The 14264-nt window shown below is 38.4% G+C and carries 14 protein-coding genes; 12 read left to right on the top strand and 2 right to left on the bottom strand.

Annotated elements, in window-relative coordinates; translation table 11 throughout:
* Positions 1-8: 8 nt before the first annotated feature.
* Both IGJ95_RS13780 and IGJ95_RS13775 read left to right on the top strand, forming a co-directional pair.
* Positions 9-254: a Veg family protein gene (locus IGJ95_RS13780; RefSeq protein ID WP_010734068.1), complete on the top strand. Its 246-nt coding sequence runs from the start codon at positions 9-11 to the stop codon at positions 252-254.
* A 93-nt stretch (positions 255-347) separates the two neighbouring features.
* Positions 348-785 (top strand): GNAT family N-acetyltransferase, encoded by a 438-nt coding sequence (locus IGJ95_RS13775; RefSeq protein ID WP_023520523.1) that lies wholly within the window; start codon positions 348-350, stop codon positions 783-785.
* 35 nt (positions 786-820) lie between these two features.
* Here IGJ95_RS13775 and mscL read toward each other — a convergent pair whose 3' ends face one another.
* On the bottom strand, positions 821-1282 hold the full coding sequence (gene mscL / locus IGJ95_RS13770; protein ID WP_438762129.1) for a large conductance mechanosensitive channel protein MscL: 462 nt from the start codon (positions 1280-1282) through the stop codon (positions 821-823).
* 222 nt (positions 1283-1504) lie between these two features.
* On the opposite strand from mscL, the gene yfmF reads away from it, so the two are divergent.
* From yfmF to IGJ95_RS13720, 10 genes are all read left to right on the top strand, one after another.
* Entirely contained in the window at positions 1505-2773 is a 1269-nt protein-coding gene (gene yfmF / locus IGJ95_RS13765) for an EF-P 5-aminopentanol modification-associated protein YfmF (protein ID WP_019723893.1), read from the top strand.
* A complete protein-coding gene (yfmH, locus tag IGJ95_RS13760; RefSeq protein ID WP_023520520.1) occupies positions 2766-4055 on the top strand; it encodes an EF-P 5-aminopentanol modification-associated protein YfmH in 1290 nt (429 codons plus the stop codon). Before yfmF ends, yfmH begins: the two co-directional genes overlap by 8 nt.
* Positions 4056-4350: 295 nt before the next feature.
* Positions 4351-5241 carry a helix-turn-helix domain-containing protein gene (locus IGJ95_RS13755; protein WP_438762127.1) on the top strand — a complete coding sequence of 297 codons (891 nt, stop codon included), beginning with the start codon at positions 4351-4353 and terminating at the stop codon, positions 5239-5241.
* Between the two features lie 171 nt (positions 5242-5412).
* Positions 5413-5991, top strand: a complete 579-nt coding sequence (gene pgsA / locus IGJ95_RS13750) for a CDP-diacylglycerol--glycerol-3-phosphate 3-phosphatidyltransferase (protein WP_019723896.1) — start codon at positions 5413-5415, stop codon at positions 5989-5991.
* A gap of 226 nt (positions 5992-6217) precedes the next feature.
* Positions 6218-7462: a competence/damage-inducible protein A gene (locus IGJ95_RS13745; RefSeq protein ID WP_023520517.1), complete on the top strand. Its 1245-nt coding sequence runs from the start codon at positions 6218-6220 to the stop codon at positions 7460-7462.
* Between the two features lie 105 nt (positions 7463-7567).
* A complete protein-coding gene (gene recA, locus IGJ95_RS13740) occupies positions 7568-8608 on the top strand; it encodes a recombinase RecA (protein ID WP_010734076.1) in 1041 nt (346 codons plus the stop codon).
* A 288-nt stretch (positions 8609-8896) separates the two neighbouring features.
* Positions 8897-10453: a ribonuclease Y gene (gene rny, locus IGJ95_RS13735; RefSeq protein WP_010734077.1), complete on the top strand. Its 1557-nt coding sequence runs from the start codon at positions 8897-8899 to the stop codon at positions 10451-10453.
* A 239-nt stretch (positions 10454-10692) separates the two neighbouring features.
* A complete protein-coding gene (locus IGJ95_RS13730) occupies positions 10693-11661 on the top strand; it encodes a hypothetical protein (protein ID WP_137072960.1) in 969 nt (322 codons plus the stop codon).
* 526 nt (positions 11662-12187) lie between these two features.
* Positions 12188-12928 (top strand): hypothetical protein, encoded by a 741-nt coding sequence (locus IGJ95_RS13725; protein ID WP_153830572.1) that lies wholly within the window; start codon positions 12188-12190, stop codon positions 12926-12928.
* 8 nt (positions 12929-12936) lie between these two features.
* Positions 12937-13290: a hypothetical protein gene (locus IGJ95_RS13720; RefSeq protein ID WP_438762125.1), complete on the top strand. Its 354-nt coding sequence runs from the start codon at positions 12937-12939 to the stop codon at positions 13288-13290.
* 133 nt (positions 13291-13423) lie between these two features.
* On the opposite strand, the gene proC is transcribed toward IGJ95_RS13720, so the two are convergent.
* Positions 13424-14218: a pyrroline-5-carboxylate reductase gene (gene proC, locus IGJ95_RS13715; RefSeq protein WP_010734082.1), complete on the bottom strand. Its 795-nt coding sequence runs from the start codon at positions 14216-14218 to the stop codon at positions 13424-13426.
* Positions 14219-14264: the final 46 nt, after the last annotated feature.

The following is a 14264-nucleotide window of genomic DNA, read 5'->3' as shown; positions in this document are numbered from 1 at the left end:
TGAATTGTATGCCACTAACTTTAGCTACAATCAAAAAAGATTTAGAAGGTCGTATCGGCAGCCAAATCATGTTGGTTGCACAGACCGGAAGAAAGCGTCAAACGGAACGCCGAGGCGTTTTAACAGAAACCTATCCTTCAGTATTTGTCGTAGACTTAGATCCTGAAGAAAATTCATTTGAACGAGTATCTTACAGTTATTCAGATGTACTTACTCGAACAGTTGAGATCGAATTTTTAACTGAAGCAGTTTAAAAAGCAAGCGGACCTAGATTATATATGAGGTTCGTTTGCTTTTTTGTATCTAACTCGTTATGCTATTAGCAAGAAAGAACGGAGGTCCTGATGATGAAGCATTATGTAAAAAAATTTGCAGAACTAACAACAGCAGAATTTTATGCAATCGTGAAAGAGCGAATCGCCGTATTTGTTGTTGAACAAAATTGTCCTTACCAAGAAGTCGATGAGATCGATGAAATCGCATGGCATACTTATTTTAAAGATGAAGATGGTACGATTTTGGCATATACACGTATTTATGCAGAAGAAGACACAGTTCATTTTGGACGAGTCTTGGTCAATCAGGCGCATCGCAAGTCAGGGTTAGGACAAAAAATCGTGGCACAAACATTAGCGGCGATCGAAGCCAATGCACCTGGACGTCCGATCGTGATCGGGGCACAAGAATATCTACAATCATTTTATGAATCCTTTGGTTTTCAGGCAATCTCAGAAGTATATTTAGAAGATGGAATCCCCCACTTAGACATGAGAAAACAAGCATAAAAAAAACAGAAGGATTTCCTTCTGTTTTTTTTATCTCACGCTTTAGGATCCGTGCTCTCAGAAGTTGCTTGGGCAGTGGGGCGTGCATTATTTTCAGCTGTTTGTTGTGCCAATAGATCGCGAATATCACTAAGATAATCTTCCGCAGTGGGTTTGTCTTCCACCACTTCTTCTTTTGGACGTAAGTTTTTCGCATGATTGGCTGCTTTGACCACTAGGAATAGAACAAAACCAGTAATGACAAATGTAATAATTGCACTAATAACATTCCCAAAAGAAAAGGTGACCCCTTTCGCAGGTGACCAATCAAGAACAGACAATGCACCATCCAAATCAGAGGTACCTGTGATCATTGCAACGACCCAACCAATTAAGGGAGTAATCAGACCTTGAACGATTTGATTCACAATGCCCGTAAAAGCACTACCGATCACTACACCGACAGCTAGATCTAGCACATCGCCTCGCATGATAAATTCTTTAAATTCTTTGATCATTGTTTTTCTCCTTTCTTGTTAATCCTAGTATATCGAAGAATAAAAAAATGTAAAAACAACACGCTTAATAATATCCCCACACGTTCGTTCAATCACTTGTATGCTATACTAGAAAGTGACTTTTAAAAAAATTGGACAAAAAAAGAGAACTTTTATGTCGTTGAAACAACAACGATCATCGCTAAGAGATCCAAGGATCATGACAAAAAGGAGTAGTTATTTATGGCCTATCAATTGACAGAAGGTGTCAACCTTCATGTGCTACCAACCAAACAATTTAAAACGATCCGTATTTTTGTACGGTTCACCACAGCCTTAGAAAAAGACATCGTCACCAAACGTTCATTACTGAGTAGTTTATTAGAGACGAATAGCTTGAACTATCCGGATCAGACACAATTAAGTGCAAAATTAGCTGATTTGTATGGAGCTGGTTTCGGTTTTTCTGTTCGGAAAAAAGGCAATCTACATTGGATGAATGCGGGAATCAGTTTCGTCAATGGTGCGTATGTCAATGACAGCACGATTTTGACGAATGCCGTTTCCTTTTTAAAAGAGGTATTATTCTTCCCTAACATCAAAAATCAAACATTTGATCAAGCAACATTTGATTTAGAGAAAAATAACTTAAAGCAATATTTGGAAAGCTTAAATGAAGATAAGCAAACAATGGCTTCATTAGCATTACAAGAATTATATTTTGAACAGTCAGATGCACAAAAAATCCCAAGTATGGGGTCCGTTGAAGAACTCGAAAATATCACATCAAGTGCCTTAGCAGAATATTATGCACGTATGATCAAAGAAGACCAAGTGGATATTTTTGTAGTGGGTGATATCGAAGAAACAATGGCAATCGAAGCGTTAAAAGAGCTTCCTTTCACTGAGCGAAAAGTGGTACGACCAGAAATCTTTTATCAACAAACACAAAACAACGTGATCAAGGAACGACAAATCCAAGAACCAGTGGTGCAAGCCAAACTGAACCTAGCCTATCAAACCAATGTTTATTACGATCAGCCAGAACGTTTTTCATTGATGGTCTTTAATGGCTTATTCGGAGGCTTCCCTCACTCCAAACTTTTCATGAATGTACGTGAAAAAGAAAGCTTAGCTTATTATGCGTCTAGCAACGTTGATACTTTTCGTGGGTTATTGACTGTACAAACAGGCATTGAGACCAAAAATCGTAATCAAGTCTTGCACTTGATCCATCAACAACTGGCAAGTTTACAAAATGGCGAAGTCACTGAATTGGAGCTTGAACAAACCAAGGCAATGTTACGTAATCACTATTTGTTGTCTTTGGATTCGCCACAAGCTGCAATCGAATCCGCTTATTTAGCACACTGGCTTCCTGATACTGAACTATCGGACGAGGAATGGCTGGCTCGCATGGAACGTGTAACGATCGAAGATATTCAAGAAGTGGCAAACCAAATCGAATTACAAGCAATTTTCTTTTTAGCTGGAGGTGAAGAGAATGCATAAAGCAGAGTACAGTCAAATCAATGAAACACTGTATCACGAAGTCTTACCGAATGGTTTGACGGTTTACTTGTTACCAAAAAACGATTATCACAAAACATACGGTTTATTCAGTACGAACTATGGGTCGATCGACAATGAATTTATTCCCTATGATGCAACGGAAAAAGTGAAAGTTCCTGATGGGATCGCGCATTTCTTGGAACATAAGTTATTTGAAAAAGAAGAAGGCGATGTGTTCCAGTTGTTCGGTCAACAAGGAGCATCAGCGAATGCGTTCACGAGCTTTACAAAAACCAGCTATTTGTTTTCAACGACAGATCAGGTAGAAAAGAATCTTTTGACCTTACTTGATTTTGTTCAAGCACCTTATTTTACTGAAGAAACAGTCAACAAAGAAAAAGGGATCATTGGTCAAGAAATCCAGATGTATGAAGACGATCCGAATTGGCGGTTATTCTTTGGTATCTTAAACAATCTATACCCCAATCATCCATTACACATTGATATTGCAGGAACGGTGGAAAGTATTGCTGACATCACAGCAGAGGATCTATATACTTGCTATCGCACCTTTTATCAACCAAGCAATATGGTGTTATTTGTAGTTGGTAATTTGGAACCAGAACAGTTGATGGAGCAAATTCGCCACAATCAAGCTACCAAAGAATTTCCACCCGCTCAAAAAATCGAACGATTCTTTCCCGAAAATCAAGCAGATGTTCTGCCGATAAGTACCTTAGAAGCAGCGATCACACGAGAAAAATTTGTGTTAGGGATCAAAGGAATCGATGTGTTACCTGAAAATGGGAGAGAATTGCTCAGATATAAAACAGCGATTCGTTTGTTACTACAATTACTTTTAGGCCCAACTGCACAAAACTATTTAGCCCTTTACAACGAAGGAATTATTGATGATAGTTTTGGCTTTGAGTTTAGTTTAGATCGTGAATTTCATTTTGCTGACTTCAGTGGCGATTCGGACCAACCAAAACTAGCAGTAAAAAAAATAAAAGAGATTCTATTGAACTTTGAACATGACGAAGGAATCACAGAAGAAAACTTGAACTTATTGAAAAAGAAAATGTTAGGGCAGTATTTCCAATCATTGAACTCCATCGAATACATCGCCAATCAATTTACACAAAGTCTATTTGGTGACCAAACATTGTTTGATTTGCCAGAAATCATTGAATCAATCCAGATGACGGATCTTCTTCAAGTAGGACGCTCTTTTATCAATGCTGATGTGTTTAGTGAATTTTATATGCAGCCAAAAAAGTGAAACAGTAAAAAAACTCTGAATTTATTGGACATACTCGCTGTTTCGTCATGCTTTTTGTAAGAATAAAAGAAAGTTTTAAATTTCACTTTAAAACAGATGAAATGTTGTCCAAAGTAAGTTCGCTTTGTGGTATTCTTAAGTAGATTGAGTGCAAGATTGATCAATATAGAGGGAACACTATACATTGAGCATGAATAAAGCAAAAATTCAATGAGAAGCAGTCAGAAAAAATGGTCGATCCTCAGTAGAGAAAGCACCTTCTGACTAGAATACACAGACTGGAGAAGATGAACGAGTGGCTTTTGAAACCATCGGGGAAAAATTACGGCAAGCCCGTTTAAACAAAAAAATATCATTAGATGAATTACAACAAATGACGAAGATCCAAAAACGTTACTTGGAATCGATCGATCAAAACGAATTTGATCAATTGCCAGGTAAATTTTATGTTCGTGCATTTATTCGTCAATATGCAGAAGCTGTTGGTGAAGATGGTGATTATTTAGTGGATGTTTTTGATGGGAAAAAATCTTTCGCAGATGAGACCATCAAAAAACGACCAGAACCAGAAACAGTGAGTGGTTCAAGAAAAGCCATGCACGAAGAAGAAAAGAATCTAACAAAATTCTGGACAAGTCTGCCAGTGATTTTATTAGGATTAGTCGCTGTAGCAATTATCACAGTAGTGGCATATATGTCATGGCAAGACCGTCAATCGGAGCCGATCATTGGTGGAACAGCTTCAACGGTATCTGTCGATGGTTCGATCACGGAAGAAGAACCGGAGTCAAGTGAATCAACGGTTGAATCGACCGTGGAATCGACAACAAAATCAACAGAAGAAGAGAAAAAAATGATCATCACACCGGGACAAGACACAGGAAGTGCGCTTTCAATCGAGGTAAAAGATGCGAAAAAACCGATCACATTGGAATTTACAGCAAGTGAACGTGTCTGGATTGGTGTCCAATTGAACAATACGTTTGACTATCACTATCAAGAAACCTTGGTTGTCAATGATACAAAAACAACAGAACTTCCAGAAAATACGACAAATGCAATGATCACACTTGGAGCAGCGAGTAATGCAACGGTCAAATTAAATGGTGAAGAACTGCCTATCAACGCAGGCCCAAATAATACGAGTCTGAAGAATATTTCGCTTTCCTTGCAGTATGCAGAATAACTAGTTTAAACATCAACCGTGTAAAAGAGAGCCGGAATCTCGTGTTGGGCTCTCTTTTCTTGTTTAGATAGTAGGTTATAATGTAGTGGAAGATTTGTTTAGCAATTGAGAGACTATTGGTGGAAACTTTTGCTGGACTGACGTAAAATAGGAAAGAAAGGAGTCGTTCTTGTGAATTTACCAAATCAATTAACTGTACTTAGAATCTGTATGATTCCAGTGTTTATTTTAGTCGTCGGCCTTCCGTTAGATTGGGGGCAATTAACGGTAGGAACAACGTCATTAGCGATCACTCAGCTAGTAGGTGCCATCATTTTTGCTTTAGCAAGTGTGACGGATTGGCTAGATGGGAAAATTGCTCGCTCCAGAGGATTAGTGACGAACTTCGGAAAATTTGCTGATCCATTAGCAGACAAAATGTTAGTTATGACAGCTTTTATCATGTTGGTAGGTCAAGGAAAAGCGCCAGCATGGGTGATTGCGATCATCGTTTGTCGTGAGTTGGCTGTAACAGGGTTACGATTATTGCTTGTCGAGGACGGGGAAGTCATGGCAGCTGCTTGGCCTGGAAAAGTAAAAACAGCTACTCAAATGATTGCGATCATTTTATTATTCATCAATAATATCCCATTCAACTTGATCAATGTACCCCTTGATCAAATCATGTTATACGCTTGTCTGATTTTTACCATCTATTCAGGTGTCGATTACTTTATCAAGAATCGTGGCGTATTCAAAGGATCCATGTAAAATCATAGAGTCACTTAGTGAACCTTGCAATCAGATCGGTCATTTCCGGTCTGATTTTTATTTTTTTGACATAGACGCAATCACAAGAATAAATTGAGCAAGGAGAAATGATTCTATCAGCAAATAGCGTATACTATTTGGTAGAGATAATTAGTCGAACAAAGACTGATTTACAGATAAATAGAGATGTTGCAAAAGCAACCTCAACTAAAGGAAGCGATCAAATATGAAATCTGAAATCATAGCAGTAGGAACAGAATTATTACTTGGACAAGTCGTGAATACGAATGCGACATTTTTATCAGAACAGTTAGCAGATCTAGGAATCGATGTCTATTATCACACAGTTGTCGGGGATAATCCGACTCGTTTGGAGGAGTTACTCCAGTTAGCTGAATCAAGAAGTGAACTAATCATTTTATGTGGTGGATTAGGACCAACAGAAGATGATTTAACAAAAGAAGTTGTTGCAAAACACCTTGATAGAAAACTGATCCAAAATACAGAAGGTTACAAGAAACTGTTGGCATTTTTCGAAACGACAAAAAGAAAAATGACGGATAACAATTTACAACAGTCCCAAATCATTGAAGGTGGCACACCATTACCTAATCGAACTGGCTTAGCGTTAGGCACGTTTTATCAAACGAAAAGCAATGCCTATCTTTTACTTCCTGGGCCACCGAGTGAGTTGAAGCCGATGTTTGTAGAACAAGTACGCCCCTTGTTAGAACAACAATTCCCTTCAGAAGAAAAACTGATCTCAAAAGTGTTGCGCTTCTATGGCATTGGTGAATCACAATTAGTAACCGATCTAAAAGACTTGATTGCTACACAAATCAATCCCACGATTGCTCCTTATGCCAAACCAAATGAAGTCACACTGAGATTGACCGTCAAAACGTCAGACATCCATGCAGGGAATCAAGCGTTGCACGCACTAGAAGAAAAAATCCAAGCCCGTGTCGGTGAATATTTTTATGGCTATGGGGATGACTATTCGTTGCCACAAGCCGTCGTGGATCTACTGAAAGAACAGGGGAAGACAGTCACAGCAGTTGAGAGTTTGACAGCCGGAGGCTTTCAATCCGCACTAGGAGCGATTCCTGGCGTCTCTCAAGTCTTTTCTGGTGGTTTTGTGACTTATTCAGCAGAGACCAAAGCAAAGCTCTTAGGCATCGATCCAGACCTGTTAGAGCAGTTTGGCACAGTCAGTAAAGAATGCGCCGAACAAATGGCGATTCGAGCACGCCAACTCGTTGGTACAGATTATGCCGTAGCGTTTACTGGCGTAGCGGGACCCGACACATTAGAAGGACATCCTGCGGGTACAGTTTGGCTTGCCGTTGCATCAAAAGAAGGCGTAGAAACAAAAGAATGTCACTTCACAAGAGACCGTTCGGCAATCAGAAATAGCGCGATTATGCAAGGATTTGATCTGCTAAGAAAGCAACTATTAAGAAAAAAATAAATGCGAATATTTGTTCGGTTTTCGCTTGCTTTTTATAAATAAAAAAGATATTATAAACGTAATGAAATGTTACTTTGAGTCGTAAAAATAAGGAGGATTATCGTATTGGCAGATGATCGTAAAGCAGCCTTAGATGCTGCATTGAAAAAAATTGAAAAGAACTATGGGAAAGGTTCGATCATGAAACTGGGCGAAAAAATCGACCAACAAATCTCGACAATTCCAAGTGGTTCTCTTGCACTAGATGTTGCTTTAGGGATAGGTGGCTATCCTCGTGGACGGATCATTGAAGTCTACGGTCCAGAAAGTTCAGGTAAAACAACGGTTGCACTTCATGCAATCGCAGAAGTCCAAAAAAATGGTGGGACTGCCGCCTTTATTGATGCGGAACATGCCTTAGATCCACAATATGCCCAAAAATTAGGGGTAAATATCGATGAATTACTCCTTTCTCAACCGGATACAGGAGAACAAGGATTAGAAATCGCTGATGCTTTAGTATCAAGTGGTGCAGTAGATATTGTCGTTATCGACTCAGTAGCAGCTTTAGTACCACGTGCAGAGATCGACGGTGAGATGGGTGACTCACACGTAGGGTTACAAGCTCGTTTGATGTCTCAAGCCTTACGTAAACTGTCAGGATCGATCAACAAAACAAAAACGATCGCGATTTTCATCAACCAAATTCGTGAAAAAGTTGGCGTGATGTTCGGTAATCCAGAAATCACACCAGGAGGACGTGCGCTGAAGTTCTATGCAACGATCCGTTTGGAAGTACGTCGTGCTGAACAATTGAAACAAGGAACGGACATTGTCGGTAACCGTACAAAGATCAAAGTCGTAAAAAATAAAGTAGCGCCACCATTCAAAATCGCTGAAGTCGATGTCATGTATGGCTTAGGTATCTCTCAAGAAGGCGAGCTATTGGATATGGCAGTTGAAAAAGATATCGTTGACAAGAGTGGTGCATGGTATTCTTACAAAGAAGATCGTATTGGTCAAGGTCGTGAAAACGCGAAAATCTATATGTCAAATCATCCAGAGATGATGGCTGAAGTATCTACATTAGTGCGTGCAGCTTATGGCATCGGTGAACCAGTTGATGTACCAGAAGAAGCACAAGAAGAATTACCACTAGATGAATAAAGAAATAAGCGGATATCCGGTAGTCTAATAACTACCGGATGTTTTTTTATTTTTCTCTAGAATAAGCACAAAAAAATAAGTTATCACTCGCTCAAAACCTCCCTTTTTTGAAAAATGAGGAAGCCGTTTCTTTTCGTATTTAAAGTTGACACTACTGGAAACAAACATTAGAATAAACTTGTGCAGGTTTTTATGCACATATGCAACAGCATATTTATAGTTTAGAATAATTTATCATAGAAATTGGTAGATGATAAAAATGGAAAAGATAGTATGGAGGTGGATTTAATGGGACTCAACATTCTCCTCGCTATCATCGGTTTAATTGTCGGTCTTGGTTTAGGGTTTATGGTTGCGAAGTCACGTCATGAGAAAGAAATTGCTGGTGCAAAAACATCAGCTGCAAGTATTCTTGAAGGTGCAAAAAAAGAAGCAGAAACTCTAAAAAAAGAAGCATTGTTGGAAGCTAAGGAAGAAAATCAGAAATATCGTTCTGAAGTTGAAAGTGAGCTGAGAGAAAGTAAATTAGAGCTAAAATCTCAAGAAAATCGATTGATCCAACGCGAACAAACGTTAGATCGTAAAGATGACTCGTTAGAAAAACGAGAAAACTCACTTGAAAGTAAAGAAGAGGCACTTAGTTCAAAACAGCAATTAATTGAAGAGCGAGAAAAAGACGTTGAAAGATTGATTGAAGATCAACAAAAAGAATTAGAAAAAATTGCTGGTTTATCGAAAGAAGATGCAAGAGAAGTAATCATGAAATCAACCGAAGAAGAGTTGAATCATGAACTGACCTTGATGGTAAAAGAATCAGAACAACGTGCAAAAGAAGAAGCAGATCGCAAAGCGAAGAACTTGCTCTCATTGGCTATCCAACGTTGTGCAGCAGATCAAGTTTCTGAAACGACAGTGTCTGTCGTGACATTGCCAAATGACGAAATGAAAGGTCGTATCATCGGACGTGAAGGACGAAACATTCGGACCCTTGAGACCCTTACAGGGATCGATTTGATCATTGATGATACACCAGAAGCAGTCGTTCTTTCAGGATTTGATCCAATTCGTCGAGAAATCGCACGAATGACATTAGAAAAACTGATTCAAGATGGACGGATCCATCCAGCGCGTATTGAAGAAATGGTTGAAAAATCACGCAAAGAAATGGACGAACGGATTCGAGAATATGGAGAAGAAGCAGCCTTTGAAGTCGGCGCACATACGCTTCATCCAGATTTGATCAAGATCATGGGTCGTCTACATTTCCGAACAAGTTATGGCCAAAACGTGTTGAAACACTCGGTCGAAGTAGCGAAATTATCAGGAATCTTAGCAGCGGAGTTAGGCGAAGATATCCAATTGGCGAAACGTGCGGGATTGCTGCATGATATCGGGAAAGCATTAGACCATGAAATTGAAGGCTCACATGTTGAGATCGGTGCAGAACTAGCAGCGAAATACAAAGAGAATCCAGTTGTGATCAATGCGATCGCCTCTCACCATGGCGATGTCGAAGCGACTTCTGTTATTTCCGTCCTAGTTGCCGCTGCAGACGCATTATCAGCAGCTCGCCCAGGTGCAAGAAGCGAATCATTGGAAAACTATATCCGTCGTTTGAGAAGCCTAGAAACGATCTCAAACAGCTTTGCCGGTGTTGAATCAAGTTTTGCTGTCCAAGCCGGACGTGAAGTACGCGTCATGGTCAAACCAGAAGAAATCTCTGATTTAGACGCGGTACGCTTAGTACGCGATATCCGTAAACGCATCGAAGATGATCTGGATTACCCAGGACACATCAAAGTAATCGTGATCCGAGAGACTCGTGCAACCGATTATGCGAAATAAAAAATAGTTAAAATATAGGATGACCCAACAGATTAGATTAGTCTGTTGGGTCATTTTTTTTATTGACTTTAGTCAAAGATGTGTGTTTAGAATTATTAAAAGTAGATAAAATCGCAGAAACAGTCGAAGGTCAATACTTAAGAAAATTCCTTGATATACCACCTTCTTTTCAATAAGAGAAGATTTTAAAGGAATCAGTCGAGCGACTTCTTTCGATCGCAACAAAAGGCGAACAATGTTTGCGTCGAACAGCAGACTGGGGATTTGAAAATATTTGGGTCGTTTCGACTGATTTTGTGCTAGATGAGAAGACACATGCCTATTATTCCATTAGTAATGATGATCCGAAAGCCTATGCCTTTGTATTGAAAGAAGATGCTGAGTGTCGCATCGTTATTGTAGCGGATGCTTTCCATAAAAGACCAGAAATTTTACAAGGAATCCAAATGGCAGTACCTCCAGAGAGAACGATCACACATGAAACCACACATATTGTTTCAGGAACATATGATATTGTTAAATATGGGCTAACGTCTACTGGATTTTTGCTGAGTGGACAAAATGTGAAAGATGATTTTCTTGCACGCTACGCAGAGTATTTTGAACCTCCTAATTTTGATCAATTTGTTACAGCGGTAGCAAAAAAGCAAAATGCCCCTCAGTCATCTAAAAAAACTGTCATCAAAGCATTTCAAACAGACCCTTTATTATTTACTAAGTTCAAATTGACGGATGCTCAATTGCTTGCAACGATTATAAGAGATTTTGCCAATCAAAATAGGTTCTATAACCAACCGTGTGTCAAAAGAAAAACAAAGGCAGAGGAAATGGGAGATGGCAAGCTATTCACTGTGTTAGCAATGATGCAAACAGTTAATTTCTTTGTTTTAGAACAAACCAAAGATTTAGAAAAAAAGCAAGAATTGTCTGAAATGACGCCGACAAGATCTACTCAAATAAGAGATGAAGTAGCGAATTTTGCAAGGATCATGAGAGGGGGTGAGGATAAAAATGAGTTCCACGATAACCCCCGCGTCAAAAGAGAGACAAAAGAAGAAGGATTAGGAGATAGTAAGCTGTTTAGTGGTGCAACGACGATGCAAACAGGTGTTTTTTTAGTGATTGAACAAGCTAAACGTTTAGAAAAGAAACAAGCAGTACCAAAATGTCGACAGAAGTACCTGCTCAAACAAGAGATGGAGCGGTAGATTCTGCAAAGATCATAAGTCATGGCAAAAAGGTTAGTAAAGAGACCAACGCGACAATCACTTACCAGCAGTCTATCGTGAAGGGAAAACAGGTTAGTCTGTAAAACGAACAGTAAAGGACACTAGCCAAAAAAAATAGCATAGAGATAAAGTATAATTTTACTACTGTAAGTATCAGCTAAAATATGAAGAACAACCTCTTCGATTACTAAGACAGTAAGCATAAAAATGTGCAGTCTTATTCTCGAAGAGGTTACGGATGTTCTCGGCGTTTATTCAGTTCTAAGGTAACAGAAAAAAGTGAATTTACAAGGATTTTTATATATTATTGTTATTATTTAATTTTAAAATAACTATTTTATAGTTGTTTTTCTGGTGTAAGCAAGTGATTTAGTGTTTTTTATCAGTATGTTATTGCGTTTATTGTGTCAATAATAAAAAAACATAAATTATTTAATGCAGGGCTTTAAATATGTGGTTTAATATTTAGAGAGATTTCTCACAAAATATTGTTGGAGGAGTATAAATGATTAAATCTAAAATCATTACCTTATCTGTCACAATCAGTACGTTAGCTAGTGTTATAGTATTTTCGGTTTTAGGAGTTAATGAGTCAGTATTTGCCTCGGAGTATCAAGAAAAAACAACGACAGAGGCTAAATCTTATCAAACGGATTTATTTAATGATGCGGTTATCACTTATAAGAATACTGCTAAGATTAATCAATTCGATGAAAACAATGAGCATATTATTCAGTTGCTAGATAGAAACAATAATGTATTGGCCGCAGAGGTTACTAATTTACAAACATTAGAAACAATGGCTGTAACAAGAACAGGTAGTGAAGTGATTGTCGAGGAAAAAGAAAAAAATAATGATGGTGAATATAGACAAATAACTGAAAAATACCCATTGATAGTCGAAAATAGTGAAAAAAATGGGTTAGATGATCTCTCAAATAATCTACTAAGGCTGAAATATACCTCATGGAATTATACGAATTTAGCTGTAGGGAAAAATATATTTGGGTCGCTAGTAAATATAGGGATTGCGTCTTTAATTACTTTTACAGCTGGTGTATTTGGTATTGCAACAATTGCAGCAGAATTTTTACTTGAGTATATGGGGGCATATGGTCTATCTAGTGGAGCAGCCATTGCATCGGCTTTAGACACTAGTGGTAATGGTTGGATTGGATTATATGTTCGAGAAGTATGGAATGACTCATGGACGGTATATCATGGAACGCAGCATCGAACGATGTGACTAACCTTATGAAGAAATACATCGTTAAATTACTAGTTATATTTTTACTTGTATTAGTCTTTATCGGCTTGGTTGAGTTTTTATTGAAAGGAAATAAATCCATACTAATATCAACCAGTGGTTTAGGCTATGTTTTTGGCGTTCCATTTTTATCCGTTAAACCGTTTAAGAATGAAACTAGGATAAAAAAAATCCAATATGTGGTTCTTCTCTTCTTGTGTTTTTACTTACCACCTAAAATAGTAAGCTCATTTGGGGTTGAAAAATTTGAGATTACACGTTTTTTGTACGCTATATTAATACTTGTAGGAATACTAATTTTATATGGGGTAATTTTGTTTACACAGCGAAACAAGAAATAATAGCAATTGTTCAATATAAACAAGCCGAAGAATCCAGAAGTAGGCACAGGCGTTTTAGGATTCTTCGGCTTGTTTTGTTTTAACAATATTAAATTTTATTTTTTTTCAGTCTATCCTTGCATCGCTTCTTCGTTTACAACATTTCTTTATCTTTTTCGATTGTTTTCGTGATCCCTGTGATGATTGCAGGGATAAACCCAGCTTCTTCTAATGCGACGACACCGGCAACTGTCGTTCCGCCTGGAGAAGATACTTGATCAACTAATTCCCAAGGATTTTCATCGCTTGCTAGGAACTTTTGGCAGGAACCTAAAATCGCTTTAGCGGCAATTTCTGTTGCTGTTTTTTTAGGTAGTCCATGTAAAACACCTGCACGTCCCATTGCATCGATCAACATATAAATAAAAGCAGGGGAGCTTCCAGCCAATCCGATAAATGTACTGAAATCATCTTCTGCTAAAGGGTAGACACTACCAATCGCTTCAAAGATTTGTGTCGCTTGTGTCAACTGTTCATTTGTTGCTGCTTGGTTTTTGCAGATTGCAGAAACACCCGCGCCAACACTCACGTTGACATTGGGCATCACACGAATGATAGCAGCTTCTGGATCCAGTGCTTGTTCTAGTGTTGCAAGCGATTTTCCTGAAGCAATTGAGATAAACAACTGTTGTTTACGATGGTCGCGTAATTCATTTAACACCTGTTCGATGATTTTTGGTTTCACTGCCAAAACAACGATTTCTGCTTTTTCAGCAATCTCTTGATTGGTTTGACAAGCATTGACCCCAACTTTACCAGCAAAGCGTTGGGCATTTTCATAATGACCGCTTGAAACAAAAATATCTTCTTTAGCCACTAGATTATTTGCTAAGATACCGTGAATAATTGCTTGTGCCATATTTCCTGTACCGATAAATCCGATTTTCATGTAATCCTCTCCTTTGGTTTTTAGCATAGCTTTTTTTCTCATAACC

This window comes from Enterococcus sp. AZ156, from assembly GCF_051714165.1.
Classification (GTDB): domain Bacteria; phylum Bacillota; class Bacilli; order Lactobacillales; family Enterococcaceae; genus Enterococcus_B; species Enterococcus_B pernyi.
Note: the sequence above shows the minus strand (reverse complement) of the source record. Positions and strands in the feature narration are given on the sequence as shown.